General features: G+C 70.6%; 20 protein-coding genes and 2 tRNA genes. 8 read left to right on the forward strand and 14 right to left on the reverse strand.

What is annotated here, in order from left to right; all coding sequences use genetic code 11:
- Nucleotides 1-2 precede the first annotated feature (2 nt).
- Both CP975_RS22780 and argF read left to right on the forward strand, forming a co-directional pair.
- Nucleotides 3-1,490: a tryptophan 7-halogenase gene (locus CP975_RS22780; protein ID WP_055528859.1), complete on the forward strand. Its 1,488-nt coding sequence runs from the start codon at nt 3-5 to the stop codon at nt 1,488-1,490.
- Nucleotides 1,491-1,680: 190 nt separating this feature from the next.
- Nucleotides 1,681-2,664, forward strand: a complete 984-nt coding sequence (gene argF, locus CP975_RS22785) for an ornithine carbamoyltransferase (RefSeq protein WP_055528858.1) — start codon at nt 1,681-1,683, stop codon at nt 2,662-2,664.
- A 70-nt stretch (nt 2,665-2,734) separates the two neighbouring features.
- On the opposite strand, the gene CP975_RS22790 is transcribed toward argF, so the two are convergent.
- The 6 genes from CP975_RS22790 to CP975_RS22815 all read right to left on the reverse strand — a co-directional run bounded on the left by CP975_RS22790 (nt 2,735) and on the right by CP975_RS22815 (nt 6,566).
- Complete coding sequence (locus CP975_RS22790; RefSeq protein ID WP_055528856.1) at nt 2,735-2,917, reverse strand: acyl-CoA carboxylase subunit epsilon; 183 nt, start codon at nt 2,915-2,917, stop codon at nt 2,735-2,737.
- Nucleotides 2,918-2,937: 20 nt separating this feature from the next.
- A complete protein-coding gene (locus CP975_RS22795) occupies nt 2,938-4,482 on the reverse strand; it encodes an acyl-CoA carboxylase subunit beta (RefSeq protein ID WP_150477284.1) in 1,545 nt (514 codons plus the stop codon).
- Nucleotides 4,483-4,526: 44 nt separating this feature from the next.
- The gene (locus tag CP975_RS22800) at nt 4,527-4,958 is read right to left on the reverse strand and encodes a hypothetical protein (protein WP_055535761.1); all 432 of its coding nucleotides are present in this window, start codon (nt 4,956-4,958) and stop codon (nt 4,527-4,529) included.
- 171 nt (nt 4,959-5,129) lie between these two features.
- The gene (locus CP975_RS22805) at nt 5,130-5,921 is read right to left on the reverse strand and encodes an AfsR/SARP family transcriptional regulator (protein WP_055535763.1); all 792 of its coding nucleotides are present in this window, start codon (nt 5,919-5,921) and stop codon (nt 5,130-5,132) included.
- Nucleotides 5,922-6,319: 398 nt separating this feature from the next.
- Nucleotides 6,320-6,417, reverse strand: a tRNA-Val gene (locus CP975_RS22810).
- A 54-nt stretch (nt 6,418-6,471) separates the two neighbouring features.
- A tRNA-Val gene (locus tag CP975_RS22815) sits at nt 6,472-6,566 on the reverse strand.
- Nucleotides 6,567-6,764: 198 nt separating this feature from the next.
- On the opposite strand from CP975_RS22815, the gene CP975_RS22820 reads away from it, so the two are divergent.
- The 6 genes from CP975_RS22820 to fabI all read left to right on the forward strand — a co-directional run bounded on the left by CP975_RS22820 (nt 6,765) and on the right by fabI (nt 11,810).
- A complete protein-coding gene (locus CP975_RS22820) occupies nt 6,765-7,757 on the forward strand; it encodes a DUF2156 domain-containing protein (protein ID WP_055535765.1) in 993 nt (330 codons plus the stop codon).
- A gap of 51 nt (nt 7,758-7,808) precedes the next feature.
- Nucleotides 7,809-7,973 carry a hypothetical protein gene (locus CP975_RS35090; RefSeq protein ID WP_167532718.1) on the forward strand — a complete coding sequence of 55 codons (165 nt, stop codon included), beginning with the start codon at nt 7,809-7,811 and terminating at the stop codon, nt 7,971-7,973.
- Between the two features lie 198 nt (nt 7,974-8,171).
- Entirely contained in the window at nt 8,172-9,290 is a 1,119-nt protein-coding gene (locus CP975_RS22825) for a fatty acid desaturase family protein (RefSeq protein ID WP_055535766.1), read from the forward strand.
- On the forward strand, nt 9,290-10,711 hold the full coding sequence (locus tag CP975_RS22830; RefSeq protein WP_055535767.1) for an MFS transporter: 1,422 nt from the start codon (nt 9,290-9,292) through the stop codon (nt 10,709-10,711). Before CP975_RS22825 ends, CP975_RS22830 begins: the two co-directional genes overlap by 1 nt.
- Nucleotides 10,712-10,725: 14 nt before the next feature.
- Nucleotides 10,726-11,049 carry a ferredoxin gene (fdxA, locus tag CP975_RS22835; protein ID WP_150477285.1) on the forward strand — a complete coding sequence of 108 codons (324 nt, stop codon included), beginning with the start codon at nt 10,726-10,728 and terminating at the stop codon, nt 11,047-11,049.
- Nucleotides 11,046-11,810, forward strand: a complete 765-nt coding sequence (gene fabI, locus CP975_RS22840; RefSeq protein WP_055536129.1) for an enoyl-ACP reductase FabI — start codon at nt 11,046-11,048, stop codon at nt 11,808-11,810. Before fdxA ends, fabI begins: the two co-directional genes overlap by 4 nt.
- Nucleotides 11,811-11,892: 82 nt before the next feature.
- Here fabI and serS read toward each other — a convergent pair whose 3' ends face one another.
- The 8 genes from serS to CP975_RS22880 form a co-directional block, all read right to left on the reverse strand.
- Nucleotides 11,893-13,170, reverse strand: a complete 1,278-nt coding sequence (gene serS / locus CP975_RS22845) for a serine--tRNA ligase (RefSeq protein ID WP_150477286.1) — start codon at nt 13,168-13,170, stop codon at nt 11,893-11,895.
- 128 nt (nt 13,171-13,298) lie between these two features.
- On the reverse strand, nt 13,299-14,519 hold the full coding sequence (locus tag CP975_RS22850; RefSeq protein ID WP_055530472.1) for a beta-ketoacyl-[acyl-carrier-protein] synthase family protein: 1,221 nt from the start codon (nt 14,517-14,519) through the stop codon (nt 13,299-13,301).
- Entirely contained in the window at nt 14,519-14,749 is a 231-nt protein-coding gene (locus tag CP975_RS22855; RefSeq protein ID WP_055530471.1) for an acyl carrier protein, read from the reverse strand. The genes CP975_RS22850 and CP975_RS22855 overlap by 1 nt, the downstream gene beginning before the upstream one ends.
- Before the next feature lie 76 nt (nt 14,750-14,825).
- Nucleotides 14,826-15,848, reverse strand: a complete 1,023-nt coding sequence (locus CP975_RS22860; protein ID WP_055530469.1) for a beta-ketoacyl-ACP synthase III — start codon at nt 15,846-15,848, stop codon at nt 14,826-14,828.
- On the reverse strand, nt 15,845-16,849 hold the full coding sequence (locus CP975_RS22865; protein WP_055530467.1) for a ferritin family protein: 1,005 nt from the start codon (nt 16,847-16,849) through the stop codon (nt 15,845-15,847). The genes CP975_RS22860 and CP975_RS22865 overlap by 4 nt, the downstream gene beginning before the upstream one ends.
- Nucleotides 16,846-17,400 (reverse strand): flavin reductase family protein, encoded by a 555-nt coding sequence (locus tag CP975_RS22870; RefSeq protein ID WP_055530466.1) that lies wholly within the window; start codon nt 17,398-17,400, stop codon nt 16,846-16,848. The genes CP975_RS22865 and CP975_RS22870 overlap by 4 nt, the downstream gene beginning before the upstream one ends.
- The gene (locus tag CP975_RS22875; protein WP_055530464.1) at nt 17,397-17,939 is read right to left on the reverse strand and encodes a hypothetical protein; all 543 of its coding nucleotides are present in this window, start codon (nt 17,937-17,939) and stop codon (nt 17,397-17,399) included. Before CP975_RS22875 ends, CP975_RS22870 begins: the two co-directional genes overlap by 4 nt.
- Nucleotides 17,940-17,960: 21 nt before the next feature.
- Nucleotides 17,961-18,443, reverse strand: coding sequence for a type II toxin-antitoxin system RatA family toxin (locus CP975_RS22880; RefSeq protein ID WP_055530462.1), 483 nt, complete (start codon nt 18,441-18,443; stop codon nt 17,961-17,963).
- Between the last annotated feature and the right edge of the window lies 1 nt (nt 18,444).

An 18,444-nucleotide genomic window follows, 5' to 3' on the forward strand; every position in this document is an offset into this window, starting at 1 on the left:
CGTTGTCCTCAGAAGAGTTCGATGTCGTCGTGGTCGGCGGTGGCCCGAGCGGCTCGACCGTCGCGTCCTTCGTCGCCAAGCAGGGTCACCGGGTGCTGCTGCTGGAGAAGGAGACCTTCCCGCGGTACCAGATCGGCGAGTCGCTGCTGCCCGCGACGGTGCACGGCATCTGCGGGATGCTGGGCGTGGCCGACGAGGTGGAGAAGGCCGGCTTCACGCGCAAGCTCGGCGGCACCTTCCGGTGGGGCACCAACCCCGAGCCGTGGTCGTTCGCCTTCGCGATCTCGCCGCGGATGGCCGGTCCGACCTCTCATGCGTACCAGGTCGAGCGGATGAAGTTCGACGACATCCTGCTCAAGCACTCCCGCAAGCTCGGCGTGGACGTGCGTGAGAACTGTTCCGTGACCGAGGTGATCGAGGACGCCGAGCGGGTCCGCGGCGTCGTCTACACCGACGCGGACGGCACGCGGCACACGGTCAACGCGCGCTACGTCGTCGACGCGTCCGGCAACAAGAGCCGGATCCACCGTCAGGCGGGCGGCGAACGCACGTACTCGGACTTCTTCCGCAACATCGCGATCTTCGGGTACTACGAGGGCGGCAAGCGGATGCCCGCGCCGAAGCAGGGCAACATCTTCTGCGCCGCCTTCGACGAGGGCTGGTTCTGGTACATCCCGCTGAGCGACACCCTCACCAGCGTGGGCGCGGTGGTGCACCGCGAGTTCGCCGAGTCGGTGCAGGGCGACCCGTCCGAGGCGCTCTCGCAGCTCATCGAGAAGTGCCCCCGCATCGCCGACCTGCTGTCCGACGCCGAGCGCGTCACGGACGGCGTCTACGGCCAGGTGCGCGTCCGCAAGGACTACTCGTACAGCAACAACAGCTACTGGCGTCCGGGCATGGTGCTGGTCGGGGACGCCGCCTGCTTCCTCGACCCGGTCTTCTCCTCCGGGGTGCACCTGGCGACCTACAGCGCGCTGCTCGCCGCGCGGTCCATCAACTCCGTGCTGGCGGGCGACATCGGCGAGGAGGAGAGCTTCGCCGAGTTCGACGCGCGCTACCGCCACGAGTTCGGCCTGTTCTACGAGTTCCTGGTGTCGTTCTACGACATGAACAGCGACCACGAGTCGTACTTCTGGCAGGCGAAGAAGGTCAACAGCTTCGCGGACTCCGAGCTGGAGGCGTTCGTCGAGCTGGTGGGCGGGGTGGCCTCCCTCGACGGCGCCTTCGTGGACGCCGAGTCGGTGCGGACGCGGTTCAGGAACACCGCCGGTGAGCTGGAGCGGTCGGTGGCCCAGGTGGACCGGACCGGCGGGGACGACGCCACGCCGCTGTACCAGTCGGAGATCATGGGCAGCGTCATGGAGCAGGGCACCCAGATCCAGGTGCAGGCCGCGCTCGGCGGCGACCTCGATCCGTCGGACGCCCTGTTCGAAGGCGGTCTCGTGCCCTCGGCGGACGGCCTGCGCTGGGCGGTGTCGGCCGAGCGGTGAGCTGAAGAGCTGAAGAGCTGAAGGGGGGAAGGGGCCGGACTCGTCGGAGTCCGGCCCCTTTCGTATGTGTGACCTCCGGCGCACGCGGTTGACCTGTTGAGGCTGCATGTTAATGTAAAGGTCTGCATGATTATCGACCCAGCCATCGACCCAGTGCCGTCGGGGCTGGTCAGACTTCGGAGGTAGTGCCGTGACGATTTCGGGCCTCAAGGGGCGCAGCCTGCTGTCCCTGCGCGAGCTCAGCGGCGACGAGATCCGCGAGCTGCTGGCCAAGGCGGCCGACCTCAAGGAGCGCACCGCCCTCGGGGTGAACGTGCCCGCCCTGGCCGGCAAGAACATCGCCCTGATCTTCCTGAAGCCCTCCACCCGTACGCGCGTCTCCTTCGTCGTCGCCTCGACGCAGTCCGGCGCGCACCCGGAGATCTTCAACGGCGACGACATCCGCTTCGGCGTCAAGGAGTCCGTCCGGGACATCGCGCGCGTCTTCGGTCGCGTCTTCGACGGCATCATGTTCCGCGGCTACGAGCACGCCACGGTGGCCGAGTTCGCCCAGTACGCGGGGGTTCCCGTGTGGAACGGCCTGTGCGACAGCTACCACCCCACCCAGGTGCTCGCCGACCTGCTCACCCTGCGCGAGAACTTCGGCGACCTGGAGGGGCTCCCGCTGACGTACGTCGGTGACGGCCGCAACAACATGGCCGTCACCCTGGCCATCGCCGCCGCCAAGCTCGGCCTCGACCTGCGCATCCTCGCACCGAAGCCGCTCCAGCCCGACCCCGAGCTGATCAAGGAACTGCTCGCCGGGCGCGAGTCGGAGCGGGCCCGGGTGCTGGTCACGGAGTCGCCCGAGGAGGCGCTGAGCGGTTCGGCCTGCGTCTACGGCGACGTCTGGGTCTCCATGGGCGAGGAGGACCAGACGCAGGAGCGCATCGACCTGCTGCGCGACCTGAAGGTGACGAGCGACCTCATGGCCCTCACCGGCCGCGAGGACAGCATCTACCTGCACTGCCTGCCGGCCTTCCACCTCCTGGACACGGAGACCGCGATCGCGCACCCCGACATCCGCGAGGTGGACGACGAGGTCTTCGAGGGTGCGCAGAGCCGAGTCTTCGACCAGTCGGAGAACCGTATGCACACGGCCAAGGCCCTGATGCAGCTGACCATCGCGGGCTGAGACCCGCACGCACCAGTGCGCGCCCCCGGACAATCCGGGGGCGCGCACTCGTGCGTCACGGCGGCGGCCGTCAGCCCTGCCAGCTGTGCGGGGCCCGGTACTTGTCGTGGCGCCACGACGTGCTCGGCGCGGTGGTGGCGGTGGCGGTGGTCCGGGGCGGGGCGGCTGCACGGGACAGCAGGAGGACGGTCAGGGCCGCCAGCTCGTCGGCGGTGACCTCGCCTTTCTCGATGCGGATGTCGGCTGTGGGCATGGGACCTCCGGTCGTGGGCGTCACTGCGGGGGATTGCCGTGCTTCCGGGAGGGACGGTCGGCGTGCTTGCCCGCGAGCATCGCGAGGGAGTTGATGAGGACCTCGCGGGTCTCGGCGGGGTCGATGACGTCGTCGACCAGGCCGCGTTCGGCGGCGTAGTAGGGGTGCATCAGTTCGGCCTTGTACTCCTTGACCATGCGGGTGCGCATGGCTTCGGGGTCTTCGGCGGCGGCGATCTGGCGGCGGAAGATGACGTTGGCCGCGCCTTCGGCGCCCATCACGGCGATCTCGTTGGTGGGCCAGGCGTAGGTGAGGTCGGCGCCGATGGACTGGCTGTTCATGACGATGTAGGCGCCGCCGTAGGCCTTGCGCAGGATCAGTGAGATGCGCGGGACGGTGGCGTTGCAGTACGCGTACAGCAGTTTGGCGCCGTGGCGGATGATGCCGCCGTGTTCCTGGTCGACGCCGGGCAGGAAGCCGGGCACGTCGAGGAGCGTCACGATGGGGATGTTGAAGGCATCGCACATCTGCACGAAGCGGGCGGCCTTCTCGGAGGCCTCGATGTCCAGCACCCCGGCCAGGGACTGCGGCTGGTTCGCCACGATCCCGACCACCTTGCCGTCCAGACGGGCCAGGGCACAGATGATGTTCCGCGCCCACCGCTCGTGGACCTCCAGGAAATCACCGTCGTCGACGATCTCCTCGATGACCTTGGCCATGTCGTACGGGCGGTTGCCGTCCACGGGCACCAGGTCGAGCAGGGCCTGGCACGCGCGGCCGGCCGGGTCGTCGCAGCCGTGCGCCGGGGGGTTCTCGCGGTTGTTCGACGGCAGCATCGACAGCAGATAGCGCACTTCTTCGAGGCAGGTCTCCTCGTCGTCGTACGCGAAGTGCGCGACGCCCGACGTCTCGGCGTGGACATCGGCGCCGCCCAGGCCGTTCTGCGTGATCTCCTCGCCGGTCACCGCGCGGACCACGTCAGGCCCCGTGATGAACATCTGCGAGGTCTCACGGACCATGAACACGAAGTCCGTCAGCGCGGGCGAATAGGCCGCGCCGCCCGCGCACGGGCCCAGCATCACACTGATCTGCGGGATGACGCCCGAGGCCTTGGTGTTGCGCTGGAAGATCCCGCCATAGCCCGCGAGAGCCGTGACGCCTTCCTGGATGCGGGCCCCCGCGCCGTCGTTCAGCGAGACCAGCGGAGCACCGGCCGCGATGGCCATGTCCATGATCTTGTGGATCTTGGTGGCGTGCGCCTCACCCAGCGCACCGCCGAAGATCCGGAAGTCGTGCGCGTAGACGAAGACCGTACGGCCCTCGACCGTGCCCCAACCGGTGACGACGCCGTCCGTGTACGGCCGCTTCGCCTCCAGGCCGAAACCGGTCGCCCGGTGTCGGCGCAAGGGTTCGACCTCGCGGAACGAGCCCTCGTCGAGGAGCAGTCCGATCCGCTCCCGGACGGTGAGCTTGCCCTTGGCCTTCTGAGCGGCGGTAGCCGGTTCGCCGGGCCCCGCGAGGGCCCGGTCCCGGATCGCCGCCAGCTCCGCGACGTGGAGTCTCATCTCTCCCCTTACCGGTTGCCGTCACCGGGGACGCTGTGGGCGGTTCAGTTGGTGAGCTTGCGCAGGCCGCTGATCTGGAGCCCGGCGAACCCGCCGACGACAGCAGCCTGCATGAGGATCCACACCGTGCCGATCGTGTTCGGGTCGAACCAGCCGAACAGCGCGGTGGCGACACTGGCGACGGCCCACAGCAGGTTGGCCTCGATGACGATCTTGGTGGCGGCGGCGGACGGCACCTGCTGGGCGGCGAGGACGCCGACGAGCACGCCGTAGACGGTCAGGAAGACACCGATCCCGCGCAGCAGCCCGGCGTTCATGTCGAGGAGGTCGCCGACGGGGCCCGCGGCGATCAGGTAGATCAGGCCGTTGCCGGCCGTGACGGCGGCGTCGAGACCGAGGAACAGACGCAGCGGGCGCGCGGCGGACGAGTTCGTGGCCGCGGTTCCAAAGCGTGCGGAGGTCTGGCTCGTGGTCATGAAAACTCCTGGTGGATACGGTGGTTGGGTCGATGCGCGCCGCGCGGGACGCGTACGGGGAGGCTCCGCGCGGTGCGCGGGCGCCCGCTTTCCGTTCCGATGGTGGCAATCGCCGCTGACCGGCCGCTGACATCCCGCGTGCGCGGCGGCTCCGTACGCGGGGCCCCTGTGTCAGGCGGGCTGGAGCAGGGTGCGGGGCTCCGCGGCCAGGGCGGGGTCGTGCGCGAGGATCGCGTGCTCGACCTGGCGCAGGGCGGGGGACGGGTCGATGCCCAGCTCGTCCGAGAGGTGCCGGCGCATGGCGCGGTAGACGTTGAGCGCGTCGGCCTGGCGCCCCGAGCGGTAGAGGGCGACCATCAGCTGCTCGCAGAAGCGTTCCCGCAGCGGGTGGTTGCTGTGCGCCTCGTGGAGTTCGGCGAGCATCGCGGCGTGATGCCCGAGCCGCAGCTCCGCCTCGAAACGCAGTTCCATGGCGCGCATGCGGTACTCCTCGTAACGCGCGCAGGCGAGCTGGCAGATGGTGCCGCCGGGGAAGTCGCCGAAGACGGGGCCGCGCCACAGGGCGAGCGCCCGGCCGAGCAGTTCCGCCGTGGCGCCGGGGTCGGCCGCGCCCTCGGCCTCGGCCTGCCGGACCGACTTGGTGAATTCCGCCGCGTCGAATTCGCCCTCGTGGATGGTGAGCCGGTATCCGGAGGGGTGAATGGTCACCCGGGACACCGCGAGATCGGGCTCCAGGCTCTTCAGTTTCCGGCGGAGTCGGCTGATGTGAGCCTGGAGAGCATTCGCCTGCTTGTCCGGGACGCAATCGCCCCACATTTCTTCAACGAGGCTCTCGCCCGAGATCGGGCGACCCTCGCTGACGAGCAGCGTCTGGATGAGATTGCGCTGGAGATCCCCCGAGATCTCCGCGAATCCTGACGCGGTGCGGATCTGCAGTGCTCCGAGAATCGAAAAGCTCAGCATGCCGTTTCCCCCTTGGCTTTCGTTGCTGCAACGTCGGGGTGGTTCACCTTCCGGGTCGCCAGGGCCATCGGTGCTGCGGTGTGGGGGCCCGCGGGTGGAGGTCGGCGTGGCGATCTCTGGGCGTCCCCGACCTGGGGAGACAGGGGGCGCACCCTCTGCCTCCTTCCGGCGAAGACCCTCTCACGGTATCATTCCTTTGGGAAGGTATTTTTTTGAACGAGGCGGATCGGCTGCGTGACAACGGCCCTGACCTGCCGCTTCGTCCAGAAGAAGAGAGGTGTGTCCGCCGGACGCAGGCCCGCCCCGGCAGGCCTGGCCGCTGTCGCGGGGCGCCGGGGCGGTCGCTTCACCGGGGCGGGGGAGGCCCGGCGAAGTGGATGTGGAAGTCACTGTTCCAGTGGCGGAGAGGGCAGGATTCGAACCTGCGTGGGCCGCGGACGACCCGACCTTGAGCGTGAGCCCGAGATCCCCGATAAACCACTCCGGGCACCTCTCCTGGTGGTGCGGGCACGGTGTTCCGTGCCTGTACGGGCACGGTGTTCTGTGCCTGCGGAGAGGGCAGGATTCGAACCTGCGTGGGCCGCGAGCGACCCGACCTTGAGCGTGAGCCCGAGATCCCCGATAAACCACTCCGGGCACCTCTCCGTGTTCCCGGCCCGGTTTCCCGTGCCGTTCACGAGAACAACATTGCCAGGCACTTCTGACGGCCTGCTGACGCCTCTCTGACATGCCGTCACGCCCACCGCCGTACACCCTCGGTGTGAGTTTTACGCCCTTCCCATGAAAGGGGCGGCGGTGCTCTACTCTCCTCGACCGCAACGGCTTCCGAAAGGGAAACGGATCATGACCGTGACCGTAGTGGAAAACCCGATTCTCCAGGCTGTCCGCACCCATACGCGGGCCGAGAATCCCAGCGCGTTCCTCGCGCTGAACAGTGGCAACAGCACCTTCACAGTGCCGGGAACGGACGGCGTCGTCATCTACCGCAGGACCGGCCGCTTCGCCGTCCAGTTCGGCGGGCCCTTCGCCGCCCCCAAGGACTACGACACCCTCCTCGACGGTTTCCGGCGCCACGTGAGGGAGCAGGGGCTGACCCACGTAGGCGTCCAACTCCAGCGCGACGACGCCGAGCGCTACGCGCGGCGCGGGTTCACCGTCAACCAGATCGGCGCCTCCTGGGCGGTGAGCCTGGCCGAGTTCACCCTGCGCGGCACCCGCTTCATGCAGCTGCGCAACAAGATCTCCCGCGCCTACCGCAACGGCCTCCAGATCCAGGAGGTCGAGGCGGACGCCTGGCGGGAGGCGCTGGAGGCCATCGACGGTGCCTGGCTGTCCAGCAAGGGCGCGGCCCGCCCGCTGGAGTTCCTGGTCGGCGAGATCGGCGGCGAGGCGCAGGAGCACCGGCGGCTCTTCGTCGGCACGATCGCCGGGGCGCCGGTCGCCTACATCTCGTACTCCCCGGTCTTCGGCAGCCGCGCCGGGTGGATGCACGACCTGAGCCGGCGCGTGCCGGACGGGTCGCCGGGCCTGATGGAGGCCATCAACGCGCACGCCATCGAGGTGTTCCGCGGCGAGGGCGTCCCGTGGCTGCACTTCGGCTTCACGCCCTTCACGGGCCTGGACGCCGAGCACGAACTGGACGGCCACAGCCCGGCGTTCCAGTGGCTGATGCAGGCCCTGTGGGCCGAGGGCGCCGCGCTCTACCCGGCCCAGACGCAGCTCTCGTACAAGCACAAGTGGGCGCCCGACGCGACCATCCCGGAGTACGTGGCCTTCGACGGCCCCGCGTCCCTGGCGTCGTTCGCGCACATCTTCCGTGCGTGCAACGCCTTCTGAGGTGCCGTCAGACACGCGCAACCCGAAACCGACCGACAGGAGTGAACGACGATGAGTGGCAACGCGGAGACCATCGACACGCTCAAGCACGCCATGGTGGAACAGCTCATGGGTGTCATCGCCGCCCCCGACGACGAGGACGTGGCCCGCGCCGCGGACACCGTGGTCCGCGACCTGGACGCCCTGCTGCGGGCCGAGCCCGGCCCCGCGGCCTGAACCGGCGCGGAGCGACGCCGAGCGGCACTGAGCGGCACCGAGCGGCACTGAGCAGCGCCGATCAGTCCAGCATCAGCGCCACATCAGTGCCTCACGGAACGCTGCACACACGTTCGCCCGGCGTCCGTCCGGTGGGATACCCGACGCCGGGCGGGCGCCGCCGCCCGGTTCGGGCACTTCTTCCGAGGAGAGCTTCGTATGCAGCGTCCGTACGTCCAAGAGACCGGTGTCGCCGTCGACCCGCAGCGCCCCGCTGTTTCTCAGCACAAAGCAGCCCCGCAGCGCACCGGGGCATCCGCGACCTTCTCCGAGCTGCTCAAACGCGTCAAGGCGGAGGGGCTGCTCGACCTCGACCCGCGGTACTACATCGGGCGCCTCACCCGGAACACCACGCTGCTCGTGGCCGGGCTCACCGCGTTCTTCCTGCTGGGCGACTCGTGGTGGCAGCTCGTCGTGGCGGTGTGGATGGGCCTCTGCGGCGGCCAGTCCTCCTTCATGTGGCACGACGCGGGCCACAAGGCGATGTTCCGCGACAAGCGGGCCGCCTCCGCGGTCGGCTACTTCCACGCCAACTTCGTCAACGGGGTCAGCTTCGGCTGGTGGGTCAACCACCACAACCGTCACCACAGCAACCCCAACCATCTGGACATGGACCCGGACATCGGCCGGCGCACCGCGATCTTCGACATCAAGCAGTACGCGACCCGCACCGGCGTCCAGCGCTTCATCGTGCGCTACCAGAGCGTGCTCTTCTTCGTGCTGCTCGTCCTCGAGTCGTTCAAGATGCACAAGACGGCCGTGAAGTCGATCGCCCAGGGCCTCACCAAGCGTCCCGTCCTGGAGTCCACCCTGCTCCTCGCGCGCGCCGCGATCTATCTGACCTGCGTCTTCACCGTCCTGTCGCCGGTCCTCGCGGTCACCTTCATCCTGGTCCAGCAGGCCACCCTCGGCGTCTACTTCGGCATGATCTTCGCCCCGAACCACAAGGGCATGGACGTGCGCGACGGTGACGAGGAGACCCTGGACTGGCTGGAGCGCCAGGTCCTGACCTCCCGCAACATCCGGCCCTCGTGGTTCATCGACTTCCTGTACGGGGGTCTCAACTACCAGGTGGAGCACCACCTGTTCCCGGCCATGCCGCAGAAGAACCTGGGGCGGGCCCGCGAGCTGACCCGCGAGTACTGCGCCGAGCGCGGCGTCCCGTACCACGAGGTCGGTTTCTGGGCCTCCTACCGCGAGGTCGCCTCCTATCTGCACGAGGTCAGCGCCCCGGTCCGCCGCGGTGACGTCGACGCGCACCTGGAACGGGCCGCCTGATGGCCGACACGCTTTCCAGACCGGCGGCCGGGGCCACGGCCGCCGCGGGCGCCTCGATCGGCGTCCGGCTCGACCGGATGCCGATCACCCCGACCCACCGTAGTGTCACCGCGGTCATCGGCGTCGGGCTGCTCTTCGACACGTTCGAGAACAACCTCTCCGGCACCATCGCCAAGGTCCTCCAGAACGACTTCGCCTTCGGCGCCACCGAGCTGAAACTGGTCCTCGCCTCCGCCTTCATCGGCCAGTTCATCGGCTCGCTGGTGCTCGGCAAGATCGCCGACCGGTACGGGCGGCGCCGGGCGTTTTTGATCAACCTCGCGATCTACTCCGGTTTCTCGCTGCTCGGCGCCTTCTCGCCGAACGCGGCCTGGCTGATCGCGACCCGGTTCTTCGCCGGCATCGGCATCGGCGCCGAACAGTCCCTCTCCGACTGCTACTTGTCGGACGTACTGCCCGCGAAGAAGCGCGGCCGGTTCATCGCCTGGGCGTACACGCTCGCCTTCTGCGGGGTGCCCGCCGTGGGCTTCGCCGCGCTGTGGCTCGTCCCGCTGACACCGCTCGGCATCGACGGCTGGCGCTGGCTCTTCGTGATCGGGGCGCTCGGCTCGGCCGTGGTGTGGGTGCTGCGCAGGCGGCTGATCGAGTCCCCGCGCTGGCTGGCGACGGTCGGCCGCGAGGACGAGGCGGAGGCGCTGGTCGCCCGCATGGAGGCGGAGGTGCCTGGCGGGGTCCCGGCGGTGCCGGAGGCCGGCCTCGCGCACGCCGCGGCCAACGGGCCGGCCCCCGCGACCCGGCTGCGGGACATCTTCCAGCCCCACCTGCGGCGCCGCACCACCATGCTCTGGATCTTCTGCGCGCTGTCGACGGTCGGCTACTACGGCTTCGGCACGCTCGCCCCGCAGATCCTCGCCGCCAAGGGGTACGGGATCGTCGCCGGCATCGGCTTCACCGCCGTCTGCTTCCTCGGCTACCCCGTGGGCTCCGCGCTCGCCCTGCCCATCATCGACCGCGTCGAGCGCAAGAAGCTGGTGGTCGCGTCGGCGGGCGCGATGGTCGTGGCCGGGCTCGGCTTCAGTTACGCGGGTTCGCCGACGGTCATCATGGTCTTCGGCTTCGCCTACACGGTGTTCAGCAACCTCTTCTCCAGCGTCTCGCACGTCTACCTCGCCGAGCAGTACCCGACCGCCATCCGCGCGGCCGCGTCCGGCGCGGCGTACTCCCTGTCCAAACTCAGCGCCGCCGCGCTGCCGTTCGTCCTGCTCCCGGTCCTCCAGTCGTACGGGCCAGGGGCGCTGTTCGGTGTCATCGCCACGGTGATGGCCGCGCTCGCCGTCACCGTCCTCACCCTGGGCGAACGCACCACCGGCGTCCCGGTCGACCGCGCGAGCACCGCTGACCCCACCGCCCCGCCGACGTGAATGAGGAAACCAGCATGGCCTACGTCATCGCCCAGCCCTGCGCCGATGTGAAGGACAAGTCCTGCATCGACGAATGCCCCGTGGACTGCATCTACGAAGGCGGCCGCGCCCTCTACATCCACCCCGAGGAATGCGTGGACTGCGGCGCCTGCGAACCCGTCTGCCCGGTGGAGGCCATCTACTTCGAGGACGACGTACCCGCCGACTGGGGCGACCACAGCGGCTCCAACGCCGCCTTCTTCGAGGAGATCGGCTCACCCGGCGGCGCCGCCGCCCTCGGCGCGCTCCCGCACGACTCCGCCCTCGTCGCCTCCCTGCCGCAGGCGGTGGCGTCATGAGCGGCCTGCTCGCGGGCAAGCGCGTCCTGGTGACAGGTGTCCTCACCGAGGCGTCCATCGCCTTCCACGCGGCGCGCCTGGCCCAACTGGAGGGCGCCGAGGTTGTATTGACCGGATTCGGGCGGCTCTCCCTGATCGAGCGCACCGCGGCCCTGCTGCCGAAGCCCGCCCCGGTCGTCGAACTGGACGTCACCGACCCGGCGCACCTGGACGGCCTCGCCGACCGCCTGCGGGAGCACGTCGACGGCCTCGACGGCGTCGTGCACTCCATCGCGTACGGCCCGCCCGGCGCCTTCGAATTCCTCGCGGGCGAATGGGAGGACGTGTCGACCGCCGTGCACGTCTCCGCGTACTCCCTGAAGTCCCTGACCACCGCCTGCCTGCCGCTTCTCGAACCGCGCGGCGGCTCGGTGGTGGGCGTCACCTTCGACGCCACGGTCGCCTGGCCCAAGTACGACTGGATGGGCGTCGCCAAGGCCGCCCTGGAGTCCACCAGCCGCTACCTCGCCCGGGACCTCGGCCCCCGCGGCATCCGCTGCAACCTCGTCGCCGCGGGCCCGCTGCGCTCCATGGCCGCCAAGTCCATCCCCGGCTTCTCCGAACTGGCGGACGACTGGCACACCCGCGCCCCGGCGGGCTGGGACCTCACCGACCCGGACCCCGCGGCCCGCGGCATCGTCGCCCTCCTCTCCGACCTCTTCCCGCGCACCACGGGCGAGATCGTCCACGTGGACGGCGGGGCGCACATGATGGGCGCGTGACCCGCGGACGCATGACGGAGGGGGAGTTCAGGTGCCGGCACCTGAACTCCCCCTCCGTCATGCGTCCGGCGGCAGCCCTCGGTCACTCCGTCGTGCCGTCCGGCAGGATCCGGCGGAACCCCGTGTACGAGATGAGCGCCTCGGGCAGTTCGACCGAGCCGTCCGGGCGGGCGCCCTGTTCGAGGAGCGCGGCCACCGTGCGGCCGATGGGCAGGGCCGAGCCGTTCAGCGTCGCCGCGTACTCCTTGCGGCCGTCCGCCGTACGGTGGCGGATGCCGGCGCGACGGGCCTGGAAGGTGCCGCAGTCGGAGACCGAGGAGATCTCGCGGTAGGAGCCGCTGCCCGGCAGCCACACCTCGATGTCGTAGGTCGAACGGGCCGAGAAGCCGAGGTCCCCGGCCGGCAACTGCACGATGCGGTAGGAGAGTTCGAGGCGGCGCAGGCACTCCTCGGCGTGCTCCAGCATCAGCTCCAGCTGCGCGGGGGCGTCCTCAAGGGTGCAGACGCGCACCAGTTCCACCTTCTCGAACTGGTGCAGTCGCAGGATGCCCCTGGTGTCCCTGCCGTACGCCCCGGCCTCGGCGCGGAAGCACGGGGTGCGGGCCGTGAACGCGTACGGCATCTCGCGGGCGTCCAGGGCCTGCTGCGCGAGCAGGTTGGTGAGCGGAACCTCCGCGGTGGGGATCAGGAACAGCTCGCGGTCGCCGACCTGCGTGGCGAACAGGTCCTCCGCGAACTTGGGGAGCTGGCCGGTGCCCGTCATGGTGTCGCGGTTGACCAGGAACGGCACGGAGTGCTCGGTGTAGCCGTGCTCGCCCGTGTGCAGGTCGAGGAAGAAGTCGGCGAGGGCGCGTTCGAGGCGGGCCCCGGGGCCGCGGCTCACGGTGAAGCGGGCGCCGGAGAGCCGGGCCGCCGCCTTGCCGTCGAGGATGCCGAGCCGCTCGCCGATGTCGGCGTGGTGGCGGGAGCCGTCCGCCTCGCACGGGGGCGGGCCGCCCCGGCGTATCTCCACCGCCTCCTTCTCGGAGTCGCCGTCCGGCACCGAGTCCAGCGGGATGTTGGGGACGGCGAGGACCAGGTCGGCGAGGCTCTTGCCCGCCTCCTTGGCGGCCGCCTCCGCGCGCTGGACCTCGGCGCGCAGCGTGCGCGCGGCCTCCTTGTCCTGTTCGGAGGGCGGCCCGGGGGTGCGCTCGCGGGCCGCGCGGTTCATCTCGGTGCGCAGCCGGGTCACTTCGGCCTGGGCCTCGGCCCGGCCGCGGTGGGCCGCGTCGAGCGCGCTCACGTCGAGGTCGTGGCGGCGGCGGGCGAGACGCCGTACCGCCTCGGGCCCGGACGCGATCAGTTCGCGCGGATCGTGCATGGCTTCTCCTGGGGTCTGCGGTGCGGGGCGGGGGAGATGCGCCGAGCCGCCCCCCTGGCGAGGGGCGGCTGCGGCTCCTGCCCGGGGCAGGGGTCGGGGGCGGGATGGGAGCGGGTCCGCTCCGGTGCTCACGCGGGGGCGAGGGCCAGGACGGTGTTCTGACCGCCGAACCCGCAGGAATTGCTGAGCGCCAGATCGATGGGCATGGAGGTCGCCGAGTACGCGAGCTTGACGTCGACCTCCGCGTCCGGCATGACCAGGTTGGCGATGGGCGGCACCAGTTCGTGCTCGATGCTCAGCAGCGTGAACGCCGCCTCCACCGCGCCCGCCGCGCCGAGCAGATGCCCGGTCACGCCCTTGGTCGAGGTGACCAGCGGATCCCCCTGGAGGGTCCGTTTGATCATCCTCGCCTCGGCGACGTCGTTGAGCGGCGTCGAGGTGCCGTGGGCGTTCACGTGCTGTACGTCGTCCGGATCCGCGCCCGCGTCGGCGAGGGCCGCGCGGACCGCCGCCTCAACCCCGGCGCCGTCCGGGTGCGGCGACGTCATGTGATGGGCGTCGGCGGTGGCGCCGTAGCCGATGATCCGGCCGTGCTGGTGCGCCCCGCGGGCCCGGGCGTCCTCGACGCGTTCCATGACGAGGATCCCGGCGCCCTCGCCCGCGACGAAGCCGTCCCGGTCGGCGTCGAAGGGACGCGACGCGCGCGTCGGATCGTCCTCGCGCCGGGACAGGGCGCCCATCTGCGCGAACCCGGCCATCACCAACGGCGTGATCATGGCCTCGCTGCCGCCCGCCAGGACGACGTCGCAGCGGCCGAGCGCGAGCAGGTCCCGTGCCGTGCCGATGGCCGTCGCCCCGGACGCGCAGGCGGTGGCCACCACGAGGTTGGGTCCCGTCGCCCCGAACTCGATGGCCGTCTGACCGGCCAGCATGTTCGGCAGCTGCATGGGCAGCAGCAGCGGCGAGACCCGGTCGGCGCCCTTCTCCCGTAGCGCGTGGTGCTGTTCCTCGACCGTGCCGGGGCCGCCGTCCGCGCAGCCGAGCACCACCCCGACCCGGGCACCGTCCCAGGTCAGCGGGTCGAGCCCGGCGTCGGTGATGGCCTCGCGCGCGGCGACGAGCGCGAACTGCACGAACCGGTCCAGGCGGTGGGCCCGGCGGGCCGTCAGCAGGGCTTCGGGGTCGAAGCCGGGCACGCGGCAGGAGATGCGCACCGGATTGTCCGCCAGCACGGGATCGAACGCCGCGCCCGACCGGCCCTCGCAGACCGCCGCCCAGCTCGGCCCGACCCCGATGCCGCCCGGGGTGACGAGGCCGAGCCCGGTGACGGCGATGTCGATGCCGGCCATCAGACCTTCGCGCTCCTCGTCTCCATGAGCGCCACCATGTCGGCCACGGTCTCGGCCTCCAGGAGGTCGTCGTCGCTGACGTCGATGTCCAGTTCGGACTTGAGCAGCAGCGACAGCTCCACCACGGCGAGCGAGTCCAGCTCGATGTCGTCCCTGGTGGCCTCCGGCGTGATGGCCTCGGGGGACACCTTGAGCTTGTTGGACAGGATTTCCTTGAGCTGCTCCAGCATGACGATCCCTTTCGGAAGGCGTACGCGCCGTTCGGCGTACGGGTCTTGAGGAGGTACCGCCCGGCGCCGGCAGGCGTCAGACGGACTGCACTTCGGGCCAGACGAGCGTCGCGGCCCCCCAGGAGAGCCCGCCGCCGAACGCGGTCAGCAGCACCCGGTGCCCGGCCGTGAGCCGGCCCTCGGCGGCGGACTGGGACAGGAGCAGGGGGAGCGAGGCGGCCCCGGTGTTGCCGACCTGCTCGATGTTGCTGAGCTGCCGCTCGGCGGGGATGCCGAGCCGCTCCGCGACGGAGTCGAGGATGCGGGCGTTCGCCTGGTGGGCCGCGAACCGGTCCACGTCGTCGAGCCGCCAGCCGGACAGCTCGGCCGCCTCCTGCGAGGTGGCGGTCATCCGCTCCACCGCGTGCCGGTAGGTGTCGCGGCCGAGCATCCGGAAGTACTGGTCGCCGGGCTCGGGCGGGGTGCCCGCCGAGCGCTGCCGGGAGCCGCCGGCCGGTACCTCGATGAGGTGGCTCAGCTCGCCGTCGCTGCCGAGGACCATCGGCCCGACGGCGCCCGGTTCACCCGCGTCCCCGGCCCGCAGGACCACGGCCCCCGCGCCGTCCGCGAAGATCACCGCCGTGGTGCGGTCCTCGGGGTTGATGATGGTCGTGAAGGCGTCGGCCGCCACCAGCAGCACCCGCTCCGCCATCCCCGAGGCGATGAGCCCCGAGGAGGTGGCGAGCCCGTAGAGGAATCCGGAGCAGACGGCCGCCACGTCGAACGCCGCGACCTGGCCGAGACCGAGCCGCGCCGCCACCGCCGGCGCGGTCGCCGGGCACGGCTGGTCGGGGGTGGTGGTGGCCAGGACGACGGCGTCCACCTGCTCGGTGCTCGCCGACTTCAGGGCGCGCAGACCGGCCTCCACCGCCAGATCGGAGGTGGCGGTGCCGGGCGAGACCACGTAGCGCTCGGCGATTCCGGTGCGGGAGCGGATCCACGCGTCGGAGGTGTCGAGACGCCGCGACAGCTCGTCGTTGGTCACCTTGTCCGGCGGCACGTACGAGCCGATGCCGCAGACCACCGCCGACCGGCCGAGCGGCCGGGCCGCGCCGCTCATGCGCCCGGCTCCGGACGCTTGAGGACCTCGGCCGGGCTGCTGAGGACCTCTACGGGCAGCCCCATGTACGCCATACGGGACTCGGCCATCTCGTCGGTCCACTGCTCGGCCATGTCGTAGCGCTGCTCGGGGGTGGTGTCGAGCATCCGCACGCCCGGCCAGATCTCGTAGTCGCCGATCTTGTCGGCGTGGTCGGCCATGCCCTTCTGGAACAGTTCCTCACGGTGGATGACGAACTCCCGGTCGGGGATCTCGTCCCAGAGCCTCACCCCGGCCCGCAGGATCTCCATCAGGCGCGGACGGTACTCGGGGTGGGCGATCACGTGGTCGCGCAGGATGGTGCTCGCCACCGTCAGATGGCGGATCTCGTCGATGGCGGTGCCGCGCGAGATCTCCCCGGTGGCCGGGGACAGCGGCGTCCACTTGCGCTCGCTCAGCTCGGCGGCCGGGGCGAGCACCCCCTCGATGACGATGGCGAAGACGGCGACGCCGCCCGCGAAGTCGCCCTGGTCGCGGACGATGTCGAGGGTGAAGTCGACGACCGGGTTCAGGACCCGCTCGCGGTAGTCCGCGGCCATCTCGTCGATGTCCTTGAGGAGTGTGTCCGCGGGGTGCCCCAGCTCCACCAGGTGGTTGCGGAAGACGCGGGCGTGCCGGGCCTCGTCGATGAGCTGGGTGGCGTAGAACTCCATCTCGGGCACGCCCGGCGCGAGCGCCACGTAGTGGCCGAGCAGGCGCGTGGCGATCTCCTCGGACAGGCCGCGGAAGCCGAACTCCAGGACCAGCGCGTCGCGCAGCGGCCCCGGTTCCTTCAGGAAGTCGGGGACCGTCGCCCGCTCGTGGTGCCCGGTCGCGCCGCGGTCGCGCAGGGTGCCCTGGGCGACGGAGGTGAACCAGTAGGCGAGGTCGCAGTCGTCGGGGCCGAGGGTGAGTTCCTTGGCGCCGTCGAGCAGCCCTGGCGCCTTGTCCCAGTCGGCCTCGGGGGCCACAGAACCGGTCATGATGCCGAAGTCTCCTTCGTGGTGCGGGCGGGACGCAGGGAGCCCGCGACGAGGCCGCCCGCGTAGCTGAACAGCGGGGGGCGGTTCTCGGCGGTGGCGCGGACGACGTAGCCGAGCAGCACCTCGCCGTCGCCCGCCCGGTGCGAGGAGTGGAGCCGGCAGGAGTAGTAGGCGAGCGCCTCGGTCAGCCGCGGGGCGCCGGCGTAGGAGTCGGCCGTCCAGGGCACGCCGTCGAACTGCGCGCTGCCGTCGGGGCGCGAGCTGTCCGCGAACCACCGCGCCAGGTCGCCCTGCCCGCCGTCCAGGACGTTGACGACGAACCGCCCCTCGGCCCCGGCGAGCCGCGCGAACGACGAGCCGGGCCGCAGCGCGACCCCGATCAGCAAGGGCTCACGCGAGACGAGGGTGACCGTGCTCGCCGTGGTGCCGTGCAGCTGTCCGGCGTGGCCGACGGTCAGCACCGACACCGGCGACGCCAGGTGGTACAGCGCCCGGCGTCGCTCGGCCGGGTCCTGGCGCACCGGGCGGCGCAGCGGGGTGAGTGTGCTCATCGCAGGGCCTCCTCACGGGCCCGGGCCGCGGGCCGCGGCGGCTCGGCGATGTGCCCGACCGGCTCCGGGTCCTGCGCGTGGCCGGCCGGCTTGGGGTGGGCGACGCCGAGGTCGTCCAGGAGCCGCAGATAGCCGCTCTGCCGCACCGGCTCGAAGGGCAGTGCGAACGACTTCATGAAGTTGCCGAACAGGCCGCGGTCGCCGAAGAGATGGAAGGGCAGCACCAGCAGCGCCCACTCGGGACCGATCAGCCAGCACCACAGCGCGGCCACCACGGCCTGGGTGATGAGGCTGTGCATCACGTTGTAGAGGACGTAGTACACCTTGGAGATCGGTTTCCCGCCGCTGCGCTTGAAGGCGATCGCGCCGGGGATGTAGCCGATCAGGTCGATGTAGAGGAAGAGGGCGACCGCCGGGATCCAGCGGATGTCGCCGAGGTGCGCGATGAGCAGCCCGGTGGTGACCGCGAAGCCCACCAGGTACTCGGCGCGGTGCAGGGAGAACGTCTTCGGCGTCTCGAAGGGATTGGCCTGGTCCATGGTCAGCTCCTGGCTAAGGTCTCAGGCGCCGACGGCGGCCGGCTGGGACAGTTCGAGGCCGCCCGCGATCCGCGTCTTCGGGAACAGGCCGGTCAGCGCCCAGGCGACGGTCTCCTTGACGACCCGCTCGGCGATCGGGTCGAGGATGCCCTCCAGGCTCGGGATGCCGAAGTCGAATTCGGCGTCGAAGCGGACCGCGACGTCGTCGCCGTCCTGCGTCAGCGACCAGACGCCGGTGAAGGAGTCGAAGTCGCCGTCGGACTGCTCGAAGCGGATCTCGCCCTGCTCCGGCAGGAAGACGTCGTCCTCGGTCCAGCGCAGCAGACCGCTGCGGAAGTGCAGCTCCCAGCTGGAACTGCACCGGGTCTCGGGCAGGGTGGCGTGCACCGTGGTGGAGTTCACGTGAGGGGCCAGGTCCGGGTACTTCTCCCAGCGCATCACGGCGTCGAAGACCGTCGAGACCTGCTCCGCGGGGACCACTGCTTCCAGTTCAACGTGCCGCACG

Origin of the sequence: Streptomyces alboniger (genome assembly GCF_008704395.1) — a bacterium.
GTDB classification, from domain to species: domain Bacteria; phylum Actinomycetota; class Actinomycetes; order Streptomycetales; family Streptomycetaceae; genus Streptomyces; species Streptomyces alboniger.

Bases quoted from the DNA above. Each gene is read 5' to 3' on its own strand.
- CP975_RS22800 (WP_055535761.1), bottom strand. From the start codon at position 4,958: ATGACCACGAGCCAGACCTCCGCACGCTTTGGAACCGCGGCCACGAAC.
- CP975_RS22865 (WP_055530467.1), bottom strand. From the start codon at position 16,849: ATGACCGGTTCTGTGGCCCCCGAGGCCGACTGGGACAAGGCGCCAGGG.
- CP975_RS22875 (WP_055530464.1), bottom strand. From the start codon at position 17,939: ATGGACCAGGCCAATCCCTTCGAGACGCCGAAGACGTTCTCCCTGCAC.
- CP975_RS22830 (WP_055535767.1), top strand. From the start codon at position 9,290: ATGGCCGACACGCTTTCCAGACCGGCGGCCGGGGCCACGGCCGCCGCG.
- CP975_RS22790 (WP_055528856.1), bottom strand. From the start codon at position 2,917: ATGCCCACAGCCGACATCCGCATCGAGAAAGGCGAGGTCACCGCCGAC.
- CP975_RS22855 (WP_055530471.1), bottom strand. From the start codon at position 14,749: ATGCTGGAGCAGCTCAAGGAAATCCTGTCCAACAAGCTCAAGGTGTCC.
- CP975_RS22850 (WP_055530472.1), bottom strand. From the start codon at position 14,519: ATGGCCGGCATCGACATCGCCGTCACCGGGCTCGGCCTCGTCACCCCG.
- CP975_RS35090 (WP_167532718.1), top strand. From the start codon at position 7,809: ATGAGTGGCAACGCGGAGACCATCGACACGCTCAAGCACGCCATGGTG.
- CP975_RS22860 (WP_055530469.1), bottom strand. From the start codon at position 15,848: ATGAGCGGCGCGGCCCGGCCGCTCGGCCGGTCGGCGGTGGTCTGCGGC.
- CP975_RS22870 (WP_055530466.1), bottom strand. From the start codon at position 17,400: ATGAGCACACTCACCCCGCTGCGCCGCCCGGTGCGCCAGGACCCGGCC.
- CP975_RS22795 (WP_150477284.1), bottom strand. From the start codon at position 4,482: ATGAGACTCCACGTCGCGGAGCTGGCGGCGATCCGGGACCGGGCCCTC.
- fdxA (WP_150477285.1), top strand. From the start codon at position 10,726: ATGGCCTACGTCATCGCCCAGCCCTGCGCCGATGTGAAGGACAAGTCC.
- fabI (WP_055536129.1), top strand. From the start codon at position 11,046: ATGAGCGGCCTGCTCGCGGGCAAGCGCGTCCTGGTGACAGGTGTCCTC.
- CP975_RS22820 (WP_055535765.1), top strand. From the start codon at position 6,765: ATGACCGTGACCGTAGTGGAAAACCCGATTCTCCAGGCTGTCCGCACC.
- CP975_RS22825 (WP_055535766.1), top strand. From the start codon at position 8,172: ATGCAGCGTCCGTACGTCCAAGAGACCGGTGTCGCCGTCGACCCGCAG.
- serS (WP_150477286.1), bottom strand. From the start codon at position 13,170: ATGCACGATCCGCGCGAACTGATCGCGTCCGGGCCCGAGGCGGTACGG.
- CP975_RS22805 (WP_055535763.1), bottom strand. From the start codon at position 5,921: ATGCTGAGCTTTTCGATTCTCGGAGCACTGCAGATCCGCACCGCGTCA.